Annotated in this window: 1 protein-coding gene; it reads left to right on the forward strand. The window is 73.9% G+C overall.

The window, feature by feature from the left end; all coding sequences use genetic code 11:
• Positions 1-241 (forward strand): PfkB family carbohydrate kinase (locus HMPREF0072_RS11525; RefSeq protein WP_004830709.1); only part of this gene is annotated, 241 nt, incomplete at both ends.

Here is a 241-nt window from a genome sequence, read left to right on the forward strand (position 1 = left end):
CCGCTACTGGCATGGCGCGACTTCGCGCATTTCGCCGGAGGCCCCGGTGCCGGTGGTCCGCGTCGAACAGCACGAGGACCGCCCCGGCGGCGCCGCCAACGTCGCGCTGAACATCGCCGCGCTGGGCGCGCAGGCCTTGCTGGTCGGCGTCACCGGCCGCGACGAGGCCGCCGACAGCCTGGCCAACAGCCTCAAGGCCGCTGGAGTGGACGCGCGCTTCCAGCGCATCGATAGCCAGCCG

Source organism: Anaerococcus lactolyticus ATCC 51172 (assembly GCF_000156575.1).
Classification (GTDB): Bacteria; Bacillota; Clostridia; order Tissierellales; family Peptoniphilaceae; genus Anaerococcus; species Anaerococcus lactolyticus.